This is a genomic window from Pseudoalteromonas sp. P1-25, assembly GCF_001401805.1.
GTDB lineage: Bacteria > Pseudomonadota > Gammaproteobacteria > Enterobacterales > Alteromonadaceae > Pseudoalteromonas.
Map to the genome: position 1 here is coordinate 1 of NZ_LKDW01000102.1, position 377 is coordinate 377.

The following is a 377-nucleotide window of genomic DNA, read 5'->3' on the forward strand; positions in this document are numbered from 1 at the left end:
GTTACCGATCCGATTGATGCAAGCGCACTAAGCGACGGCACACTCACCGCTACAGCAAGCGCATCAGATTTAGCGGGTAACCCTGTAAGCGCGCAAGATAGCGTAGAACTTGATAACACCGCAGCAATTACAACCAGCATTGATAAAACAGCAGATGGCGTTATCAATGGCAACGGCGAAAGTGCAGCCATCGTGGTACGCGGTACAGTAACCGATGTTGAAGACGGCCAAACCGTGACGGTTTTTATCAGCGATGGCACAAACCAAGTTGAAACAACGGCGCTTGTACAAAATGGCGAGTATGTTACTGATCCGATTGATGCAAGCGCACTAAACGATGGCACACTCACTGCCACAGCCAGCGTATCCGATGTGGC

General features: G+C 50.7%; 1 protein-coding gene. It reads left to right on the plus strand.

Features of this window, described 5'->3' with window-relative positions; translation table 11 throughout:
• On the plus strand, positions 1-377 hold a 377-nt coding region (locus AN393_RS20300), incomplete at both ends, for a hypothetical protein (RefSeq protein WP_161804174.1).